Origin of the sequence: Novosphingobium chloroacetimidivorans (assembly GCF_014204535.1) — a bacterium.
GTDB classification, from domain to species: Bacteria; Pseudomonadota; Alphaproteobacteria; order Sphingomonadales; family Sphingomonadaceae; genus Novosphingobium; species Novosphingobium chloroacetimidivorans.
Genome location: NZ_JACHLR010000018.1, coordinates 78,821 through 99,125, shown reverse-complemented (window position 1 = coordinate 99,125; position 20,305 = coordinate 78,821). Strand labels below are relative to the sequence as shown.

Annotated in this window: 19 protein-coding genes; 1 reads left to right on the top strand and 18 read right to left on the bottom strand. The window is 67.5% G+C overall.

Annotated features, from left to right (window positions below):
* Positions 1–187 precede the first annotated feature (187 nt).
* The 17 genes from HNO88_RS17745 to HNO88_RS17665 form a co-directional block, all read right to left on the bottom strand.
* Positions 188–886 (bottom strand): ATP12 family protein, encoded by a 699-nt coding sequence (locus tag HNO88_RS17745; protein WP_184248741.1) that lies wholly within the window; start codon positions 884–886, stop codon positions 188–190.
* Complete coding sequence (locus tag HNO88_RS17740; RefSeq protein WP_246381978.1) at positions 883–1,113, bottom strand: hypothetical protein; 231 nt, start codon at positions 1,111–1,113, stop codon at positions 883–885. The genes HNO88_RS17745 and HNO88_RS17740 overlap by 4 nt, the downstream gene beginning before the upstream one ends.
* The gene (locus HNO88_RS17735; protein ID WP_184248738.1) at positions 1,110–1,760 is read right to left on the bottom strand and encodes an HAD-IA family hydrolase; all 651 of its coding nucleotides are present in this window, start codon (positions 1,758–1,760) and stop codon (positions 1,110–1,112) included. Before HNO88_RS17735 ends, HNO88_RS17740 begins: the two co-directional genes overlap by 4 nt.
* Positions 1,757–2,359: an FMN-binding negative transcriptional regulator gene (locus tag HNO88_RS17730; RefSeq protein ID WP_184248735.1), complete on the bottom strand. Its 603-nt coding sequence runs from the start codon at positions 2,357–2,359 to the stop codon at positions 1,757–1,759. The genes HNO88_RS17735 and HNO88_RS17730 overlap by 4 nt, the downstream gene beginning before the upstream one ends.
* On the bottom strand, positions 2,359–3,699 hold the full coding sequence (locus HNO88_RS17725) for an RluA family pseudouridine synthase (protein ID WP_184248732.1): 1,341 nt from the start codon (positions 3,697–3,699) through the stop codon (positions 2,359–2,361). The genes HNO88_RS17730 and HNO88_RS17725 overlap by 1 nt, the downstream gene beginning before the upstream one ends.
* Complete coding sequence (crcB, locus tag HNO88_RS17720; RefSeq protein ID WP_184248729.1) at positions 3,696–4,112, bottom strand: fluoride efflux transporter CrcB; 417 nt, start codon at positions 4,110–4,112, stop codon at positions 3,696–3,698. The genes HNO88_RS17725 and crcB overlap by 4 nt, the downstream gene beginning before the upstream one ends.
* Positions 4,113–4,335: 223 nt before the next feature.
* Positions 4,336–5,838, bottom strand: a complete 1,503-nt coding sequence (gene gatB, locus HNO88_RS17715) for an Asp-tRNA(Asn)/Glu-tRNA(Gln) amidotransferase subunit GatB (RefSeq protein ID WP_184248726.1) — start codon at positions 5,836–5,838, stop codon at positions 4,336–4,338.
* 165 nt (positions 5,839–6,003) lie between these two features.
* Positions 6,004–7,020 (bottom strand): acyltransferase family protein, encoded by a 1,017-nt coding sequence (locus HNO88_RS17710; RefSeq protein WP_184248723.1) that lies wholly within the window; start codon positions 7,018–7,020, stop codon positions 6,004–6,006.
* A 136-nt stretch (positions 7,021–7,156) separates the two neighbouring features.
* Complete coding sequence (gene gatA / locus HNO88_RS17705) at positions 7,157–8,644, bottom strand: Asp-tRNA(Asn)/Glu-tRNA(Gln) amidotransferase subunit GatA (protein WP_184248721.1); 1,488 nt, start codon at positions 8,642–8,644, stop codon at positions 7,157–7,159.
* Between the two features lie 142 nt (positions 8,645–8,786).
* Complete coding sequence (gatC, locus tag HNO88_RS17700) at positions 8,787–9,089, bottom strand: Asp-tRNA(Asn)/Glu-tRNA(Gln) amidotransferase subunit GatC (RefSeq protein WP_184248718.1); 303 nt, start codon at positions 9,087–9,089, stop codon at positions 8,787–8,789.
* A 102-nt stretch (positions 9,090–9,191) separates the two neighbouring features.
* Positions 9,192–9,758, bottom strand: coding sequence for an FKBP-type peptidyl-prolyl cis-trans isomerase (locus HNO88_RS17695; RefSeq protein WP_184248714.1), 567 nt, complete (start codon positions 9,756–9,758; stop codon positions 9,192–9,194).
* Between the two features lie 172 nt (positions 9,759–9,930).
* The gene (gene rpsU / locus HNO88_RS17690) at positions 9,931–10,137 is read right to left on the bottom strand and encodes a 30S ribosomal protein S21 (RefSeq protein WP_091145878.1); all 207 of its coding nucleotides are present in this window, start codon (positions 10,135–10,137) and stop codon (positions 9,931–9,933) included.
* 189 nt (positions 10,138–10,326) lie between these two features.
* On the bottom strand, positions 10,327–10,626 hold the full coding sequence (locus HNO88_RS17685; RefSeq protein WP_184248710.1) for a hypothetical protein: 300 nt from the start codon (positions 10,624–10,626) through the stop codon (positions 10,327–10,329).
* Positions 10,623–13,535 (bottom strand): M16 family metallopeptidase, encoded by a 2,913-nt coding sequence (locus tag HNO88_RS17680; protein WP_184248707.1) that lies wholly within the window; start codon positions 13,533–13,535, stop codon positions 10,623–10,625. Before HNO88_RS17680 ends, HNO88_RS17685 begins: the two co-directional genes overlap by 4 nt.
* 180 nt (positions 13,536–13,715) lie before the next feature.
* The gene (locus HNO88_RS17675) at positions 13,716–14,162 is read right to left on the bottom strand and encodes a nuclear transport factor 2 family protein (protein ID WP_184248704.1); all 447 of its coding nucleotides are present in this window, start codon (positions 14,160–14,162) and stop codon (positions 13,716–13,718) included.
* 87 nt (positions 14,163–14,249) lie between these two features.
* Entirely contained in the window at positions 14,250–15,710 is a 1,461-nt protein-coding gene (locus HNO88_RS17670) for a glycine betaine ABC transporter substrate-binding protein (protein ID WP_184248700.1), read from the bottom strand.
* A 92-nt stretch (positions 15,711–15,802) separates the two neighbouring features.
* Positions 15,803–16,519 carry an ABC transporter ATP-binding protein gene (locus tag HNO88_RS17665; RefSeq protein WP_184248697.1) on the bottom strand — a complete coding sequence of 239 codons (717 nt, stop codon included), beginning with the start codon at positions 16,517–16,519 and terminating at the stop codon, positions 15,803–15,805.
* Between the two features lie 165 nt (positions 16,520–16,684).
* Between HNO88_RS17665 and clpB the strand changes: the two genes are divergently transcribed.
* Complete coding sequence (gene clpB / locus HNO88_RS17660; protein WP_184248694.1) at positions 16,685–19,264, top strand: ATP-dependent chaperone ClpB; 2,580 nt, start codon at positions 16,685–16,687, stop codon at positions 19,262–19,264.
* Positions 19,265–19,279: 15 nt separating this feature from the next.
* On the opposite strand, the gene HNO88_RS17655 is transcribed toward clpB, so the two are convergent.
* A complete protein-coding gene (locus HNO88_RS17655) occupies positions 19,280–20,278 on the bottom strand; it encodes a 2OG-Fe(II) oxygenase (RefSeq protein WP_184248691.1) in 999 nt (332 codons plus the stop codon).
* Between the last annotated feature and the right edge of the window lie 27 nt (positions 20,279–20,305).

Below are 20,305 nucleotides of genomic sequence, written 5' to 3'. Positions count from 1 at the left end.
GCCGCGAGAACAAGAGACGCGCTCTGGACCACCATCGGCACCTCGCTCGATGCCTTCAGCCCAGAAGAGTGCCTAAACTATCTCCAGAACTCCGGGTATGCATTCGACTAAACCGAAAATGCTCTAGCAGCTTCGCGCGGGATAGTGCCCCGCACCCTGGCGAACGCAAGGGCCGCGCTTCAGCCGATCATACCCGCTGCGAAAGTGCCGCGAACCGGGCCGCGAGCGCGAAGGATGCGCGCCGCTGGGCCCTGCGTTCCTCCGCCTCGGCCTCGCGCCCCCACAGATCGGCCTGCCATTCCTCTTCCAGGCTGGCGGCATCCCACAGGGCGTCGACGTCCTCGTCCGGCTCCTGCGCCAGCAAGGCGATCGTGAGCGAGGCGGCAAGGCTCGCCAGCATCTGCAGCGCTGCCAGCGCGAACGGGGGCTTGGCCTCGAGGACCTGGCGCAGGCGCGCGAGCGTGTCGGCTGGTTGCGGCTTGTGGACGATGCCCGAAACGCGCGTGAAATGGACGCCATACCGTGCTTCGGCACGCGCGAGGACCGGCTCCCAGATCTGCAGCTGGCGCCGATGCAGCGGCTCGTCCGGATCGGCGCGATAGCACATGGTGTCGGTCTCGCCGTAGGGCAGCATGCCGGCGATGAGCTCATCCCGCTCGTGCATGACGACGTCGATGGCGTAGTCCGCCAGGTCGCGCATAGGGAAGCGCGTGGTATCGAGCTCTTCGCCCTGTGCCGCCCATTCCTCTGCCATGGCCTCGGCGAGCGCCTGCGACGGCACCGCTTGTGGGCTACCGGCGGCGGTCTTGATTCCGCGCCCATCCAGCAGCACGCGCCAGCCCCCGTCCTGAGCTTCCGCGGTCACGGCCTTGTAAAAGCGCTTCACTCAGGCGTTCTCCATTTGCGCACCAGCCTTGTGGGGATCACGAAGACGTCGATCAGCCCATTGGCGATCAAAAGGTAGCCGACCCACAAGGGCAGCCAGTCGGGCAGGATGAGCCGACCCGAGACGATCAGCATGCCGGTCACCACGAAGGCGACGCCGGCGAGACGCACCGCCTGGATCGTAAAGAAGCGCCCGCGCGCCGGATCGACGTCCTGATCGGGCATCATGCAAGGAGCAGGGCGGACAGCGCAGCCGGGCTCTCTACGACCGTCTCCGCACCCGACGCGCGCAATTCGTGCGGCAGGTGGTAGCCCCAGTCGACGCCGATCCCGCGCACCCCGGCGTCGCGCGCCATGGCCATGTCGTAGGACGTGTCGCCGATCATCACCGCTTCGCTGGCCTGCGCGCCGGCCTCGAACAGCGCGGCCTCCAGCATGGCCGGATGGGGCTTGGACGGATGGCGGTCGGCGGTCTGCAGCGTGACAAAAAGCTCGGCGATGCCGTTGTCGGCGAGGCAGTGCGCGAGGCCACGGTCCGACATGCCGGTCGCCACACCGAGCGTCCAGCCGGCTTCGACCAGTCCGTGGAGCACTTGCGCAATGCCGGGGAACAGCGGCTGCGATACGCGGCCATCGCTCCGCGCGGTGCGGAAGGCAACCTTGTAGTTCTCCGCCAATGCGTGATGCAGCGCGTCGTCGCGACCGGGCAGGAGCGAGCGCATGGCTTGCGGTAGCGAGAGGCCGACGGCGCGCCGAATTGCCGGCCTCTCCGGCGCGGCCAGCCCTTGCGCGGCGAAGGCGGCTTCCATCGCCTCGCAGATCGGCGCCTGGCCATCGACCAGGGTGCCGTCGCAATCGAACACGGCCAGCTTCACGCGGCCAGGCTCCGCATCAGCTGCGCCACGCCGGGCGATCCGGCCTCCTCGAGCCCGGCAATCACGCGCTCACGCTCGGACGCGGGCTTGTTCTGCGACAGCTTGAAGGTGGGGCGCCATTGCTGCACCTCCAGCTCGAAGCCGACGATGCCCTTGAGCATGGCCTCGATCACCGCGGCAGGAGTCTTGTCGAGCGTCCATGGTTGCCCTTGCGCGATGCGGCTCTCGTGCCGTGCGGTGAGTGCTTCGAGTTGCCCGTGCAAACCATCGGCATCCATGCGCCGCACGCGCCCTTCCAGCTCGACGCTGACGTAGTTCCAGGTCGGCACTTGCGCGGCCTGCGAATACCAGCGTGGCGAGATGTAGGCGTCCGGCCCGTTGACGACACACAGGGCCGTCGCGCCGTCGAGGTGAGCCGCGATGGCGTTGCGGCGCGAGACGTGGAACTGCACGGCGCCATCCCGGGTGGAAACCAAGGGCGCATGCACCACGCGTGGACCTTGTGACGTGGCGGCGAAGATCATCGCGAAGCCGACTTCCTCCACCAGCGCCTCGCACAAGGCGCGGTCGTCCGGCTGGAAGTGCGGATCGGGATGCATCAGCGCTTGCCCCGCGGTGCGGACGGCCTTCCCGGCGTTCCGCCAGTCGGCGCGCCCCCTGCAGGACGACGCGGTGTCGCGCCGGTCTTCGGCTTTGCGCCAGGCCCGCGCGGACCCGTGGCACCGCGCGGGGGCGCCTTGCCGTCGGGCTTGCCTGCAACCGGTTTCCCGCCGCCCCGAGGCTTGGCTGTCGCCGCCTTGCCGGTCGCGGCCTTACCCGTGCTCGGCTTGCCCGGCCCGGAACGCGCCGGTGCATCGCCACCACGCGAGCGGCGCTCGCCGCGCCGTTCCTTGCGGAACTGCTTGGCGTGGGCCTTGGCGAGGCGCTTCTTCTCCTCGCGCGTATCCTCTGCCCGAGGTTCCGGGATGTCGGCGCCGTCGGCCTCGTCGAAGCCGAGCTGCTCCATGCCCATCGCGAAATGCTCGGGCAGGGGGGCGGTGACGTCGAGCGGGGTGCCGTCGGGATGGTCGATGATCAGCCGTCGCGCGTGCAGGTGCATCTTCCGGCTGATCGAGCCGGTGAGGAACGCGTCCTGGCCGCCGTACTTGCCGTCGCCCACGATCGGATGGCCGATCGCCGCCATGTGCACGCGCAGCTGGTGCGTGCGGCCGGTGAGCGGGTGCAGCTCCACCCAGGCCGCGGCGTTGCCCGCGCGGTCGAGTACGCGATAGCGGGTGCGTGCCGACTGGCCGCCCTCGACATCGACGTGCATCTTCTCGCCGCCGGTGCCGGGCTGCTTGCTCAGCGGCAGCTCGATCATGCCGTCCTCGATCGAAGGCACGCCGGCGACCAGCGCCCAGTAGATCTTGCGCGCCGAGCGACCGGAGAAGCGCTTGGAGAAGAACGCCGCGGTGCCCGGCGTGCGCGCGATCAGCAGGACGCCGGAGGTGTCCTTGTCCAGCCGGTGCACCAGCCTGGGGCGCGGCCCGTCGCCGGCAAAGGCGTCGAGCAGGCCGTCGACGTGCTCGGTCATGCCCTTGCCGCCTTGCGTGGCAAGGCCGGGCGGCTTGTTGAGCACGATCGCCGCGCGGTCCTGCGTCAGCACCATCGAGTCGGCGAGTTCCAGCTCGGCTTCGGTCAGCTCGCGGCGGGCCGGGCGACCGGCATCCTTGTCTCCGCCAGGCGGCACGCGCAGGGTCTGGCCGGCGACGAGGTGCGTGTCCACCTTGGCGCGGCCGCCGTCGACGCGGATCTGCCCGGTGCGCGCCCAGCGCGAGACGGTGGCGAAGCCGACTTGCGGCAAATGGCGTTTGAACCAGCGATCCAGCCGCACGCCGTCGTCGTCGGAGCCGACCTTGAACTGGCGCACGTTGTCGCTGTGCGCGGGCCCCTTGCTCATGCCGGCCCCCGCATCAACATAAGGCCAGCGGTGAGGCCAAGCAGGCCGGCGCCGAGCGACGCGGCGAGATAAAGTGCGGCCAGGGCCGGCTGTGCACGTTGGATCAGCGAAACGACCTCAAGGCTGAAAGAGGAGAAAGTGGTGAACCCGCCAAGGACTCCCACGGCCAGCAGCAGCCGTGTGGCTTCGCTGGCGGTGCCGTAACGTGCGAGCCAGCCGACGAGCAGGCCCATGGCGAGGCTCCCGACGACGTTCACGGTCAGGGTGCCCCAAGGGAATGCACTCGCCCGAACCGGGCCGACGGCGATGACCCAGGCGCGGCCAACGCAGAAGCGCAGCCACGATCCCACCGCGCCGCCAGAGGCGACGAGCAGCGAGGCTGTCAGGAACGAGGGTTGCGGCGGCTGTGGCATTGTCCGGCCCATAGACCGGGCGCGGCGACAAGCCAATTGCCTTCTCCTCTCCCAGGTGGGAGAGGTAGCGCAGCTTACCGCGTGAGCGGTTAGCGGAGCTGGGAGAGGGGGTGTTGACGCCTGAGAGCGCGCAAACCCCTCTCCAACTGCGGCTAACCAGTCCTTCGACAAGCTCAGGATTGGCAAGCCTTCGTACCCTCTCCCCGCACGGGGAGAGGGAGGATCAGCCCAGCTTCACCTTTAGAATCTCGTTTACGACTTGCGGATTGGCCTTGCCCTGCATGGCCTTCATCGTTTGACCGACGAAGAACCCGAACAGCGCTTCCTTGCCACCGCGGTACTGCTCCACCTTGTCGGCGTTGGCGGCGAGGATATCGTCCACCTTGGCCTCGATCGCGCCGGTGTCGCTCTCCTGCTTGAGGCCCTCACGCTCGACGATAGCGGCGGCGCCGTCGCCGGTTTCCAGCATCTTCTCCAGCACCTGCTTGGCGATCGAGCCGGAGATCGTGCCCTTGCCGACAAGCGCCAGCAGTTCGGCGCCGGCCGAGGGGGAGACGGGTGAGGTTTCGAGGTCCTTGCCCAGCTTGTTCAGCGCGCCGAACAGTTCGGAGATCAGCCAGTTGGCCGCCTGTTTGGCGACATCGGCCGGCTGCTTGCCCTGCGCTGTCGCAGTCTCGCCCAGCAGCAGTTCGAACCAGCGGGCGGTCTCGACATCGGCGGTGAGCACCGCGGCATTGTAGGCGGAAAGGCCCAGTTCGCCTTCGTAGCGCGCGCGCTTGGCGTCGGGCAGCTCGGGCAGCGAGTTGCGGCAGTCTTCCAGGAACGCGCCGTCCAGCACCAGCGGCAGCAGGTCGGGATCGGGGAAGTAGCGGTAGTCGTGCGCGTCTTCCTTCGAACGCATCGACCGCGTGGTGCCGGTGGTGGGGTCGAACAGGCGGGTTTCCTGTACGATCTTGCCGCCGCTTTCGAGCACGTCGACCTGGCGCGAGGCCTCGTGCTCGATCGTCGCCATGACGAAGCGGACCGAGTTGACGTTCTTGGTTTCGGTTCGCGTGCCGAACTCGTCGCCCGGCTTGCGCACGGATACGTTGACGTCACAGCGCATCGAGCCCTGGTCCATGTTGCCGTCGCACGAGCCGACATAGCGCAGGATCTGCCGCAGCTTGGCGACGTAAGCACCCGCTTCCGCAGGAGAACGCATGTCCGGCCGGCTGACGATCTCCATCAGCGCCACGCCCGAGCGGTTGAGGTCGACATAGGACATCGTGGGATGCTGGTCGTGCATCAGCTTGCCCGCGTCCTGCTCGACGTGGATGCGCTCGATGCCGATCACCTTGGCCTCGGGGATGCCGGCCTTCTCGTCCGCGTCGACGGTCAGCGATCCCTCGCCGACCAGCGGGTGGTAGAGCTGGCTGATCTGGTAGCCCTGCGGCAGGTCGGCGTAGAAGTAGTTCTTGCGATCGAAGCGCGACCACGTGTTGATCTGCGCGTCGATCGCCATGCCGGTGCGCACCGCCTGGCGGATGCACTCCTTGTTGAGGACCGGGAGCATGCCCGGCATGGCCGCGTCGACCAGGCTCACTTGCGCATTGGGCTCCGCCCCGAACTGCGTCGCCGCGCCCGAGAACAGCTTCGAGTTGGAAGTGACCTGTGCGTGGACTTCGAGGCCGATGACGACCTCCCACTCACCGGTGGCGCCCTGGATGCGGTATGTGCTGTCTGACATGCGCGCGCTATACAAAGGCTCGCCCCTGGACGCAAAGTGGGATTTGCAGTGGTCTCGCGGTCCAATGCGTGCGCAAGCGTCACTGTCCGTTCGTGTCGGGCGTAGTCGAGACACGTTGATGCAGCGACGTCAGATCTCGATCAGGCTCGACACGAACGGGGTGGATTAGTGCTGCAGCGCTTGGGGCGGGGTCGCGCCGATGCCCTGATCAGGTCTGTTACTCGCCGGTCGCGCCAGCCCGAACACAGGCAGCAGACCCAGCGAGCGGAGCGCATGGTGCACGGCGAAGGGACCCAGCACGCCGATTGTCGCGCAAGCACAGATAAGTGCCCACTGCGGCAAAGGCAGGTCCAGCTTCATCAAGGCGATGCGCGCGCCGGCGTTGGCCGGGATATGCATGACGTAGATGCTCATCGACGCCTCCCCCAGGGCAACAAGGACGCCCTTGGCCGCACCGCCGATTGCCTGCGCCATGGCAAAGACCACGCCGATGCCCGCCAGCGCCGCCGGAAACGACCAGGGCGTAAGGTAAGGCATGGTGTCGGTTCTCGGCACGATCTGGAATGCTACCAACCACACGCCGGCAAGCGCCAGCCCGGCCGGCCACGGCAAGGAGAGTGCCTTGATCCGTCGGGAACCGAGCATGCCGATGACGAAGAAGGGCAGCATGTACGCCATCTGGTGCAGCAGGCTCTCGCGCTCCATCAGCCCGCTGATCCACAGAGCGCCGAGTGCCAGCGCGACGAGCACAGCGGCGCTGCGCACCAGGGCGGTCAGTACCATGAACGCAAACAGCGCGTAGAGGAACCAGAACGGGGAGAGGGGCTGCCAGGCGATCGCGGCGAGATCGGTCCAGCGGGCCTGCGTGTTGGTCATGCCCGAGAGCGCGATCAGCAGCGTACCCTGGATCAGCGACCACAAGACATAAGGGTAGGCCACCGTCCAGAGCTTGGCCTGCAGGAACGGGCGAGTGCCCTTGCTCAGCGACGCGGGCACGTTGATCCCCGCCAGCAGCATGAACAGAGGCATGTGGAACGTGTAGAGCGCAAGGTCGCCCACACCGAAGCGAGGCGGGCCGCTCATCGAAGCGGCGATCACGCCGCGCTCGGCGTGGCCGCCGACCACCAGCACGATGCCGATACCACGCGCTACGTCCAGCCAGTCGACACGGGCACTCTGCATGGGTGCAAGAGTATTCGGGCACACACGAGGTGTAAACGTCGCCACCGATTACTTGCATCCGTTGCGGATGTTCCTCGGTATGGGCGTGTGGTGGCGGACTTGGACTGGGTCAGCAGTCGCAGGCGTCAGCTTGCGCTTACCACCACTTTGCCGGACGCGCCGTGAAGCCAGCCCGCTGTTCGATCGCAAGACCGGCGTTCAGCACGCCTTGCTCGTCGAAAGCCCGGCCGATGACCTGCAGGCCGAGCGGCAGGCCCTCGCGGTTGAGACCCGCCGGCACCGACATCGCGGGCAGGCCGGCAAGGCTCGCGGGGACGGCGAACACGTCGTTGAGGTACATCGACAATGGATCGTCGATGTTCTCACCGAGCGCGAAGGCTGCGGATGGTGCGGTGGGTGCCACGATCACGTCGCACTGCTCGAAGGCAGCCTCGAAGTCGCGCGCGATCAGGGTGCGAACCTTCTGCGCCTGCGTGTAGTAGGCGTCGTAGTAGCCGGCCGAGAGCACATAGGTGCCGATCAGGATGCGGCGCTTCACTTCGGCGCCGAAGCCAGCCTCCCGCGTGGCGGCGTACATATCCTGCAGGCCCGCGCCCTCGGGCAAGTCGCGCAAGCCGTAGCGCACGCCATCGTAGCGGGCGAGGTTGGATGAAGCCTCCGCGGGCGCGATGATGTAGTAGGCCGGAAGCGCATACCTGGTGTGCGGCAGCGAGATGTCGACGATCTTGGCGCCGGCATCCTTGAGCCAGGCGATCCCGTCTTCCCACGACTTCAGGACGTCGGCGTCCATGCCGTCCATGCGGTACTCGCGCGGGATACCGACGGTCTTGCCGGTGAGGTCGGCGTTAAGGCCGGCCTCCCATTCGGGCACGGGCAGGTCGAGGCTGGTCGAATCCTTGGGATCGAACCCGGCCATGGCTTCGAGCATGATCGCGCAATCGGTGACATCGCGGGCCATCGGACCGGCCTGATCGAGCGAGCTGGCGAAGGCGACGACGCCCCAGCGCGAGCAGCGGCCATAGGTCGGCTTGATGCCGGTTATGCCGGTGAATGCGGCCGGCTGGCGGATCGAGCCACCGGTGTCGGTGCCGGTCGCAGCCGGGCACAGGCGCGCGGCGATCGCGGCGGAGGAACCGCCCGAGGAGCCGCCCGGAGCGAGCGCGGCATTCCCGCCGTCGTTGCGCTTCCAGGGGCTCACGACGTTGCCGAAAAAGCTGGTCTCGTTCGACGAGCCCATCGCGAACTGGTCGAGGTTGAGCTTGCCGAGCATGCCGGCGCCTGCTTCCCACAGCTTGGCGCTGACGGTGCTCTCGTACTGCGGCACGAAGCCTTCGAGCATGTGGCTGGCGGCGGTGGTCTGGACGCCGGCGGTGGCGAACAGGTCCTTCATGCCGATCGGCACGCCGCCCATCTTGCCCAGCGGCTCGCCCCTGGCGCGCATGGCGTCGACGGCTTGTGCGGCTTCGATCGCCTTTTCCGGCGTGGCGACGATGAAGGCGTTGAGCGCGTCCTGCGCAGCGGCGACGTTGGCGTTGAAGGCTTCGGCCACTTCCACGGCGGTGAACTCGCCCGAGGCCACGCCCGAGCGGATGGCGGCGACGCCAAGGTCGGTTAAGTCGGTCATGTCAGGTCGCCCTTTAAACTCTTCGTCGCCCCCGCGAAGGCAGGGGTTCCGCTTGCCTTTTCAACGTTGCAGAACAGAAGGGGGGTCTCCGCCTTCGCGGGAACGACGAGGATTGGGTTCGAAGTCAGGCGGATTGGCGCGCTCACTCGATCACCTTGGGCACGCCGTAGAAACCATGCTCCGCTGCAGGCGCATTGGCGAGGACCTTGTCGCGGATGCCGCCGCCGGTGAGCGGGTCGGCGTCGATCACATCGTCGCGCAGGCGCAGCGTGTTGGGGATGACGGCGGTCATCGGCTCGACGCCGGTCACGTCGACTTCGCCCAGCTGCTCGACCCAGGCGAGGATGCCGTTCAGCTCAGGCACCATCGCTTCGACTTCGGCGGCGCCGAGCTTGATGCGGGCGAGCGAGGCGATCTTCGCCACGGTTGCGGTATCGACGGACATGGTTCGTCCTCATGTCTGAAAAAGCGTGAAGGCGGGCAGCTAGCACCCGCCTCCGAAAGCCTCAAGCATGGCGTGCGGGTGTGTGCCTGCCGCCGCCCACACTTACTGAGTCGGCGGCACGCCCTGCGGAGCGGCGCCAGGAGCACCGGCGGGGGCGCCAGGAATGCCAGCGCCCGGCATGCCGCCCGCGCCCTGCATCTGCTGCAGCTGTTGCATGATGCGCTGCTGCTGCTCGATCTCGGCGCGGCTCTTGAAGTCCAGCAGCTCGATCTCGAAGTCCAGGTCGGTGTTCGCCGGGATGGGGCCTGCACCCTTCTCGCCGTAGGCCAGCTCGCTGGGGATATGGACCTTGTATTTGCCGCCGCGCTGCATCTGCTCCAGCGCCTTGGTGAAGCCGGGGACGACTTCGGCCAGCGGCAGCACGGCCTGCTTGCCCTCGTCGAAGACCTTACCGTCGGGCAGGGTGCCCTTGTAGTTCACCAGGGCCACGTCTTCGCGCGTGGGCGATTCGCCGGAACCGGCCTTGATCGTGTCCACATCGACCGACGCGGGCATGGCCGCCCAGGCGACGCCACCGGCGAGCAGCGCAACAGCGGCAATGCCGATCCACAGCTTGGTGAGGCTGCCACGGGCGATCGGCTGGAGCGGGACGCGGGTGATCTCGGTCATGGGAGCTTGGGGCCTCGTACAAGTGAACGCGATGGGGCTGAATACGAAGTATCTGAATACGAAGGGGAAGGCGATGTGCAAAGGGCGCGGATCGCCTCCGCGCCCTCATGGCTCAGGACAGTGCGGTCATCAAGCGGGAAGCCGGATGCCTCCCGCGAAAACCGCGCAAATCCTACTTCGCGCCGTCACGCTCCAGGCGCTTGCGCTCCAGCTTGCGGGCGCGGCGAACGGCGGCAGCCTTTTCGCGAGCGCGCTTCTCGGACGGCTTCTCGTAGTGACGGCGCAGCTTCATCTCACGGTACACGCCTTCGCGCTGCAGCTTCTTCTTGAGCGCGCGAAGGGCCTGATCGACGTTGTTGTCCCGTACGAGAATTTGCATAAACCGACTAACCTCACAAAATGCGAAACGAGGCCGTCCCGCACTGCCTGTGGCGGGACAACCCATGAAATCCAAAAGACGAACGCCGCTTGAGTCCCGAACAGGACTGGCGACAACGGCGCGCGGCTACCAGAGGTGCCGGCCTTTGGCAACCCGCAAGCAAGGGAAAGCGGCCAGCCGGGCCGATTATCAACCCACTCGCGTGCCGGTCAGCGCCATGGTGCCGAACATGCCGGCCTTGACCCCGCCTTCGAGTGTGTCGCCCTGGACCAGCGCATTGCAGTCTAGATCCAGCGGCATCGGCTTGGTGGTCTTCATGGTCCAGGTAAGCCGATCGCCATCGACCTTGCCGGCGATGTCCAGCGATCCCGGATCGCCGCTGACGGTGCCGGTGAAGCCGCCGACGTGGTCGGGCACGACCGAAAGCCGCGCGGTCTGGTCGCCGATCGGCGTCTTGATGCGGATGTCCCAGGTTCCAGCGGCGCTCATTGCGATGTGTCCTTCGTTTCTGTTGCGGCCGCGCTCTCACCGGCGAGGGCCGGCGCGGCATGGTATTCGATCGGCATCGGCAGGCCCTTGAGCTGTGGCTCGACGGCCTTGCGGTCGCCGACGATAACGATCGTCATGCCGTCGGGCTGCAAGTACTGGCGCGCGGCTGCCTCGATCGCCGGCGAGCCGATCGTGCGATAGGTGCTGGCGAGCGTTTCGTAATAATCGTCGGGGCGGCCGAGCCGCTCGTTGTTCTCGATCGCCTGCAGCACGCTGCCGTTGGTCTGGAACGAGTTGGGCATGCCGCGAATCGCGCCTTCGGTGACGCGCTGGAGCTCGACCGGAGTGGGCGGCGCCTTGGCGGGGAAGGCGGCCATGTCGGCCAGGATCGCCTTCACCGATGCACCGGTCTTGTCGGTCTGCACCGGCGCGCTGACCAGCAGCGTGCGTGGGCCGACGGGGCGCGAGACGGCGCTGTAGACGCCATAGCTCCAGCCCTTGTCCTCGCGCAGGTCGCCGTTCAGGCGCGAGAGGAAACCGCCGCCCAGCACGTCGTTGGCAAGGTTCAGCGCTTCGGTCCCCTGCGTCGTGCCCTTGATCGGCAGCGCGCGTCCGGCGGCGATGAAGGACTGCGGCGAGGCGGGACGGTCCAGCACCACGATGCGTGCCTGCTGTACCGGGAGTGGCGCATCGAGTGCCTTGCGAGGCGCGGGGGCCGCCGGCGCCTTCCAGCCGCTGAACGTTGCCTCCAGCATGGGCTTGAGCTGGGCCATCGTGATGTCGCCGACCACGGTGATGCGCGCCAGGTCGGGGCGCAGCCACTTGGCATGGGCCGCGCGCAGTGCCTCGGGCGTCAAGGCAGCGACCGCGGCGGGCGTGCCGAGGCCATCGGAAGGCAGCGCATAGGGGTGTGCGCCGTAGACCAGTCCGTCGAGCGTGCGCTGCGCCAGCGCCTGGGGCGAGGCCTGCACCTGCTGCAGCGCGGTGAGCTGCTGGTTGCGCACCCGCGCCACGTCGGCGGGGCGGAAGGCGGGATGCAGCACCACGTCGGCCAGCAGCGCCAGCGAAGGCGCCAGATTGGCGGTCAGCGCGGACAGGCCCACGTTGCTGCGATCCTGGCTGCCGCCGGAGCTGATGGAAGCGCCGAGGCGTTCCTGCTCCTCGGCGATGGCCGTCGCATCGCGCGTGGTCGTGCCTTCCTCCAGCGCCGCGAGCATCAGCGCCTGGGTGCCGGGCGTATCGAGCGAATCGGCGGCGAAGCCCGCGTCGAAGGCGATCGAGAGCGCCACCTTGGGAATAGCGGTCCGGCGGGCCAGCGCGACCGGGATGCCGTTCGACAGGGTGGCATGCTCCACCGTGGGGAAGTCCAGGTCCGCGATCGGCGCGACCGGCGGCTCGCTGAGCTTGGGTGCAGGCGGCAGCTTGGCGGCGGGGGCCTTGGGGTCGGCCGGTGGCGGCCTGGTGCTGTCCTCGTCACCCCAGCCGCCCTTCGTCTCCCCCGATTCGGTGCGCTCGCCGGGCACGACGGCGACGGAGACGACCGGACGCGAGAGCCAGCGCTGCAGCGCGGTGCGCACGTCGGCCGGGGTCAGCGCGGCCATGCGCGCCAGGTCCTGCTTGTACTTGGCCGGATCGTTCGAGTAGAGTTCGCCTTCGGCCAGGGTCGCACCCTTGCCGCCCATGCCGCCGACCACTTCCAGGCCGCCGATCTCACCGCTGATCACGCTCATGACAGCGCGGCGCACCTCGTCCTCGTTGGGACCTTGCTGCACGTAATCGGCAATGACCTGGTCGAAGGCGGCTTCGGCCTGCTTGCGATCGACGCCGGGTTTCACGTCCATGGTCGCTTGCAGGAAGCTGACCTGCTCGAACGTCTGCGCGCTGGCGGTGACGGAGACGGCCACTTCCTTGCCGCGGACCAGCGCATTGTCGAGCCGGGAACTGGCAAGTCCGCCCAGGACGTGCAGGCCGATCTCCAGCGCCGGCGCGTCCGCATCGTTCAGGCCGGGGCCGCTCCAATTGCGCGTGATGCGGGTGACCGGCACCCGGTCGGTCATCTCGCGCGAGCTTGGCGCGGTGAGGGTAACCGGCGCGGCCTGCACCGGGCGCACTTCGGGCCCGCGCGGGATCGCGCCGAAGTACTTCTCCACCATCGGCCGTGCCGTGGCCGCATCGATGTCGCCGCTGAGCGCGAGGACGACGTTGTTGGGGCCGTAGTGGTCCGTAAACCACTTGCGTACGTCGCCCAGCGTCGCGGCATCGAGGTCGGCCATCGAGCCGATCGTCTCGTGGCGATAGGGGTGGCCGACCGGGAACAGGCCTTCGCCAACGGCATAGCTCATCAGGCCGTACGGCTCGTTGTCGCCTTGGCGCTTCTCGTTCTGGACGACGCCGCGCTGCTTATCGAGCTTGTCCTGCGTCACTGCGGGCAGCAGGTGCCCCATGCGGTCGGCTTCCATGAACAGCGCCAGCGGGAGCGCGCCGGTGGGTACTGTCTCGACGTAGTTGGTGCGGTCGTACCAGGTCGAGCCGTTGGTGGGCGTGGAGCCTGCGGCTTCGAGCGGGATGTCGAAGCTGGGTACGTTCGCCGAACCGCCGAAGAACAAGTGCTCGTAAAGGTGCGCGAACCCGGTCTTGCCGCGCGGCTCGTGCTTGGAGCCGACGCGGTAGTAGGTGGTGACGCCCACCACCGGTGCCTTGCGGTCGGTATGGACGATGACGGTGAGGCCGTTCGCGAGTGTGAACTTCTCGAACGGAATGTCGACGGCGGCGACGAGGTCCTTGGGCAACGCTGCTTGCGCTGCCGGAGGCGGGGTGCTGGCCGGCGAAGAAGCGGTGGTCTGAGCGCAGGCCGAGAGGGCAAGGGCGGCGGCAAGAGCGGGCAGGGCCGCAGTCGTGAGGTGACGCATGGGGAAGGTGTAGCAGCTTGGGCGGGCAGGGCCAGCCTCTTGCCTGCTCTACGTGGGTCGCCAGCCTCTACATGTCGTCATCCCCGCGAAGGCGGGAATCCCGCTTATTCTTCATGGAGCAAATGCGCGGCGCAAGAAGCGTCGCCCCCGCTTTCGCGGGGGCGACGGATATTATTGGGCTCAGCGCTTGAAGATCTGCCCGCTGTCGAACAGCGAGATCCGCCACTCGCCAGCGGCGTCGCGGGTGCATTCCATCTTCACGTCGGCGACGGCCAGCGGATCGCAATAGCCTTCGAACGGCGGCGTGCCGGCCTTGGCGAAGAATACCAGAAGATAGCCGATTTTGGCGTGATCGGCGCTCTCGAACGATACGCGCAGGGACGTGATGATGTGGCGCATGACGGGGGCATTGGCGCCCAACTGTTCACGGCGACCGTTGTAGAAGGCCGCGACCGCATCCTTGCCCTCCCGCCACTCGCCGTTGACGAAGTAGCGCACGTCATCCGCCAGGATGTCGCGTTGCAGGATCTGGAGGCCGTTGTTGATGTCGAGCTCGTCGCCCCACTCATAGATGACCTGCTTGATCGCCAGCACGTCTGCAGCCTGCTCGGGGGTGAATTTTGCCACGGTCTTCCTCGTCCTCGTTGCTGGTTTGAACGCGACGCTAGATGCTGGAGCGCGCCGCGCCAAGGCCGTAATCGACAGTGGTGTCGATCAGCGCCGCGCCGATGGCCTGAGCCCTCGTGGCGTGATGGCGCGCTCAAACAGATGGAATGCCCCTTCGATCACCAGCGCGAATACGGCTGCGGGCACCGCGCCTTCGAGGATCAGGCCGTTGTTGGCGAGACGGATGCCGGTGAGGATAGGTTGGCCATACCCACCCGCGCCGATGATCGCGCCCAGCGTCGCCAGGCCGACCGCGATGACCGCGGCGGTACGCACACCCGCAAGGATCGTCGGCAACGCAAGCGGCAGTTCGATGCGCAGCAGGCGGGTCCGGCGCGACAGGCCGAGCGCCTCGGCGCTGTCCAGAAGAGGCGGTGCTATGCCGGTCAGCCCGGCATGGGTGTTCCTGACGATCGGCAGCAACGAATAGAGGAACAGCGCCGCGATCGTCGGTGCCGCGCCGATGCCGAGCAGCGGGATCAGCATGACGAACAGCGCGAGGCTGGGGATCGTTTGGAGCAGCCCGGTCAGCGGCAGCACGAGCGATCCGAGCCTCGGCAGGCGCGCCGATGCGATCCCGAGCGGCAGGGCGATGACCAGCGCCAGCCCGAGGGCCACGGCGACCAGCGCGAAGTGCTCGCGCGTGCGGTCGAGCAGGCGTCGCCAGCGGCTGTCTTCCTGGCCGGCCTGCGCAGCCAGGCCGAGCGCCTCGCGTGCGGCGTCCGTCTCGCTCATTCCGTCGATGCGGACTTTCCGGTTGAGCTCGCGCATCTTCGCCTCGTCCAGACGCCCCGCAAGCCCGTTCAACACTGCCACTGCGCGCGGATCGAGGTCGCGGCGATAGAGGAAGGCTGCGTCGTATCGCGGGAAGAAGGCGCGATCGTCCTTCAGCACCACGAGGTCGTAGGCGGCGATCTCGGCGTCGGTGGTGTAGACGTCGGTGACGTCGATCTGTCCGCCGGAAAGCGCGCGATAGGCGAGGTCGTGGTCGATCCCGCGCACCTTGATCGCGCCCAGGCCGTATGCTGCGGATAGGGCGCGCCAACCGTCGGCGCGGTCGACGAACTCGTTGGAGACCGCGACCGTCAACTCCGGATGGCGAGCCAGGTCCGAGAGCCTGGCGATGCCGTAGCGCCTGGCGGTGTCCGCGCGGATGGCCAGGGCATAGCCGTCGCTGAAGCCGAGCGGTCGTGACAGCGCCAGCCCCCGCCGCGCCAACACCGAGCCGAGCGCCGCGTCGTCCGGCAGCTTGCGGTCGGCAAGGATCTCGAACCGCAGCGTGCCGGTGTACTCGGGATAGGCTGAGATGTCGCCCGCCTCGACCGCGTCGTAGAGGATGCGGCTGCCGCCAAGCTCGCGACGGTGCTGGGCAGGGATCTTTGCCTGCTCCAGCGCGAGACGCGCCATCTCGGCCAGGATCACGCTCTCGGTGAACTTTTTTGAGCCGATGGTTACGGGCTTGGCATGCGAGAGTGTGGGAATGGCGAGGAGAAGAAGTGCGCACAGCATCCACCAGCCCGAACGCTTGGCGACGCCCGGGATTGACGAAGGTGGGTTCGGTGGTGTCCCCGAGGGACCAGGAACCAGAATACCGCGGCCATTCACAACGCCGACTCCGCAGCCAGGAACTCGGCGACGAACTCGTCGGCCGGCGCGCTCTCCAACTCGGCGACGGGGCCTTGCTGCACGATCCGCCCATCCCGCATCAGTATTGCGCGACCACCGAAGAAGCGCGCCTCGCGCAGCGAGTGCGTGACCATAACCACTGTCATCCCCAACCGCGCGAAGATGTCGCGCAGCTCTCCGGCGAGCCGCAGCCGCGTCACCGGGTCGAGCGCGGAGAGTGGCTCGTCCAGCAGCAAGGCGTCGGGCCCCAGCATCAGCGCGCGCATCATCGCCACCCTCTGGCGTTGCCCACCCGAGAGTTGCGCAGGGAAGCGCGCGAGCTGCTCGTCGTCCAGGCCGACCAGCTGCGCCAGTTCCATCACGCGCGCTTCGATCCGGCTGGTTTCCCAGCCGAACTCGCGCGCCGCCAGCACCACGTTGCCGCGTGCCGACAGGTGTGGGAATAGCCCGCCCTCCTGTATCACGTAGCCCAGGCGCCGCCGCACCGCGCGCCAGTCACGCACCGGCGCGCCATCCAAGCGGATCGTGCCATCGTAAGGGGAAAGGCCGATCAGGCAGCGCAGCAGCGTCGACTTGCCCGACCCCGAAGGCCCGAGCAGCACCAGCGTTTCGCCTTTCGCGATGCTCAGGCTGGTCGGCGCAAGGGCTTCCACCCCACCGAAGGATACGTGCACGGCGTCGAGCTGGTACATCGGCGGAGGGTAGCAGACCCTAGCGCTTCCCACACCCGTCATACGGAGGCAGCTTCAGCATGGCGGAGCGCTATCACGCGATCGCAGAGCAAATTTCCGGCGCCGCACTCTTGTGTTGCCATTAGGCCACACCACATCTGCGGCAACAGGAGGATACGTCCCACCATGAATCTCGAAAAGTTCACCGACCGCGCCAAGGGGTTTCTGCAGGCCGCGCAGACCACCGCGATTCGGCTCAACCACCAGCGCATCACGCCCGAGCACATCCTGAAGGCGTTGCTCGACGACAGCGAGGGCATGGCCGCCGGGCTGATCCAGCGCGCCGGGGGCAATCCCAAGTTCGCGCTCGACGGCGTCAATGCCGCGCTGGAGAAGATCCCGGCCGTCAGCGGCTCGGGCGCGCAGACCACGCCCGGCCTCGACAATGATGCGGTGCGCGTGCTCGACCAGGCCGAGCAGCTCGCGACCAAGTCGCAGGACGCCTACGTCACTGTCGAGCGCATGCTGCTGGCGCTGACGCTGGCCCAGACCACCGCTGCGGGCAAGGCGCTCGCCGCAGCGAACCTTACCGCGCCCGCGCTCGAAGCCGCGATCACCGAGCTGCGCGGCGGTCGTACCGCCGACAACGCTTCGGCCGAGAACGCCTACGATGCGATGAAGAAGTATGCCCGCGACCTCACCGAGGCGGCGCGAGCGGGCAAGCTCGATCCGGTGATCGGCCGCGACGAGGAGATCCGCCGCACGGTGCAGATCCTCGCTCGCCGGACCAAGAACAACCCCGTCCTGATCGGTGACCCCGGTGTCGGCAAGACCGCCATCGCCGAAGGGCTCGCGCTGCGCATCGCCAACGGCGACGTGCCCGACAGCCTCAAGGACCGCACGCTGATGGCGCTCGACATGGGCAGCCTGATCGCCGGCGCGAAGTATCGTGGCGAGTTCGAGGAGCGCCTAAAGGCCGTGCTCGACGAGGTGAAGGGCGCGGACGGCCAGATCATCCTGTTCATCGACGAGATGCACACGCTGATCGGCGCCGGCGCGTCCGAAGGCTCGATGGATGCCGGCAACCTGCTGAAGCCGGCGCTGGCGCGTGGCGAACTGCATTGCATCGGCGCGACGACGCTCGACGAGTACCAGAAGTACGTCGAGAAGGACGCTGCCCTGCAGCGCCGCTTCCAGCCCGTTTTCGTCGACGAGCCGACGGTCGAGGACACGATCTCGATCCTGCGCGGATTGAAGGAAAAGTACGAGCTGCACCACGGCGTGCGCATCACCGATGGCGCGATCGTGGCGGCGGCGACGCTGTCCAACCGCTACATCACCAACCGCTTCCTTCCCGACAAGGCGATCGACCTGATGGACGAGGCCGCCAGCCGCATCCGCATGGAAGTGGAGAGCAAGCCCGAGGAGATCGAGAAGCTCGACCGGCGCATCATCCAGCTCAAGATCGAAGAGATGGCGCTTTCCAAGGAGAGCGACACCGCCTCGAAGGATCGACTGGAAACACTGCGCGCCGAGCTTGGCAACCTCGAACAGCAGTCGAGCGAGCTGACGACCCGCTGGCAGAACGAGCGTGACAAGATCGCCGCGGAAGGCAAGCTGAAGGAACAGCTCGATGCCGCCCGGCTCGAGCTGGAGCAGGCGCAGCGCCAGGGTGATTTGGCCAAGGCCGGTGAGCTGTCCTACGGCACCATCCCCGCGCTGGAGCGCCAGCTGGCCGAGGCCGAAGCCCAGGCGAGCAATGCCATGCTGCGCGAGGAAGTGACCGAGGACGACATCGCTGGCGTCGTCAGCCGCTGGACCGGTGTGCCTGTCGACCGCATGCTGCAGGGCGAGCGCGAGAAGCTGCTGAACATGGAAGCGGCGATCGGCGCGCGCGTGATCGGCCAGTCCGCGGCCGTGACCGCCGTGTCCAAGGCGGTGCGCCGTGCGCGGGCCGGCTTGCAGGACCCCAACCGGCCGATGGGCTCGTTCCTGTTCCTCGGCCCCACGGGCGTCGGCAAGACCGAGCTGACCAAGGCGCTCGCCTCGTTCCTGTTCGACGACGACAACGCCATGGTGCGCATCGACATGAGCGAATTCATGGAGAAGCACGCCGTCAGCCGCCTGATCGGCGCGCCTCCGGGCTATGTCGGCTACGACGAAGGCGGAGTACTGACCGAAGCGGTGCGGCGCCGGCCCTATCAGGTCGTGCTGTTCGACGAGGTCGAGAAGGCGCACCCCGACGTCTTCAACGTGCTGCTGCAAGTGCTCGATGACGGCCGCCTGACCGACGGGCAAGGGCGCGTGGTGGATTTCACCAACACGCTGATTATCCTGACCAGCAACCTGGGCAGCCAGTACCTCGCCAACCTCGACGAAGGGCAGGATGTTTCGACCGTCGAGCCGCAGGTGATGGAAATCGTGCGCGGCCACTTCCGGCCCGAGTTCCTGAACCGGCTGGACGAGGTGATCCTGTTCCACCGCCTGGGCCAGGGCGAGATGGGCCCGATCGTCGAGATCCAGGTCGGCCGCGTGCAGAAGCTGCTGAAGGACCGCAAGATCGTGCTCGACCTGACCGACGCCGCCAAGCGCTGGCTCGGCCGAGTGGGCTACGATCCGGTCTATGGCGCAAGGCCGCTCAAGCGCGCGGTGCAGCGCTATGTGCAGGATCCTCTCGCCGAGAAGCTCCTTGGCGGCGAGATCCCGGACGGCAGCGCGGTGCACATCGACGAGGGCGATGGCGCGCTCTCGATCAGGGTGGGGTAAGGTCTCCCGGGCCGGTCAGAACGGCCGGCCCGGCGGCCCGCTGAGGTCCAGCGGGTGCTGGCGGATCCACTTCGACAGCAGGAACTTGGTACCACGAGTGACCGGGTTGCCGCTATGCCAGGCCATTGGGTCCGGCCCGCCAGCGGCATCGACGTTGGCGAAACAGAGCGCGTCGCCCGGCTTGCCCCGCCAGCGGTATGGCACTCGCGGGAAATCGGTTTCGCCGCCGTCGTACGCGTCGTTCAGCGCGACCAGGAAGGTAGTGGTGCGCTGGTTTTGGCCCGGCGGCAGCGCGTCGCTGTGGAGCTTGTATTCGTCTCCTGCATCGTAGCGCAGGACCTGCAGCGGCTCGCCTTGCTCGTATGTCGTGCCCGTCGCTGCTGCGATGCGGCGGTTGATGGCGTGCAGCACGGGGTCTTCCAGCACGAAAGGAAAGCCGGCCGACTTTGCCGTGCGCACCGGATCGCGCACGAACGCACCCGTCTGCGGGTGGATCACCACCGAAGGCTGCATCGACGATGCGGCGCAATCGATGAGGTATGTGCACTCGGCGGCGGTGAGGAAGCCGGCAAGGGTCCCTATGGGCGGCGATTGGTGCGCGGGCGTGACGTGCGGCGTGCTTGTGGGATCGCCATCTTCAGTCAGCGCCATGGCATCGAGCACTCGAAGCTGGCGAGCCGCCGCTGTGTCCAGGGTAGTGCGAGACCGAAGCAGGGCAAGCGCTTGCTGCCACTTGCGCGGTGTCCCCCCGGCGCCGTTGGCAAGCATGGCAATATGGATGGGCGCTACATTATCGACGCCAAGCGCGGCTGCCCGGCCGTAGAGGTCGCGCGCGAGAGCAAGGTCGCGCCGGATGATCTGACCCGACAGGCGCCAATCAGCCAACGTTGCCGCCGCGATGCCGTCGTTCGCCGCCACGCCCTGTTCGAGCAGGCGATAGGCCTGCGTCACCGAGCCGCGCAGTGCGAGTGCGCCGGCTTCATCGGCAATGGTGTTGTGCGTGCCCCGGGTCATAAGGCTGTGCTAGCAAACGAAAAGGGG